The organism is Mesorhizobium sp. WSM4844, from assembly GCF_055811775.1.
On record NZ_JBVVQB010000239.1, the window covers coordinates 1 to 232 of the forward strand.

Genomic DNA, 232 nt, shown 5'->3' on the forward strand with positions numbered 1-232 from the left:
GCAATAGAGATGGGGGGGGGGGGCGCGGGGGGGGGGGGGGGGGGGTTGTGGGGGGGGGGGGGGGGGGGGGGGCGGGCGGGGGGGGGGGGGGGGGGGGGCCCCGGGCGGGGGGGGGGGGCGGGCGGCCCCCCCCCCCCCCCGCCCCCCCCCCCGCCCCCCCCCCCCCCCCCACAAAAACCCCCGCCCCCCCCAAAAGGGGCGGGAACAAAACCAACCCCCCGCGGGTTTGGGG

1 protein-coding gene is annotated in these 232 nt (G+C 86.6%); it reads right to left on the bottom strand.

Annotated features, from left to right (window positions below; all coding sequences use genetic code 11):
* Positions 1–208 (bottom strand): hypothetical protein (locus AC0L2A_RS36595; protein ID WP_473613049.1); only part of this gene is annotated, 208 nt, incomplete at its 3' end.
* Between the last annotated feature and the right edge of the window lie 24 nt (positions 209–232).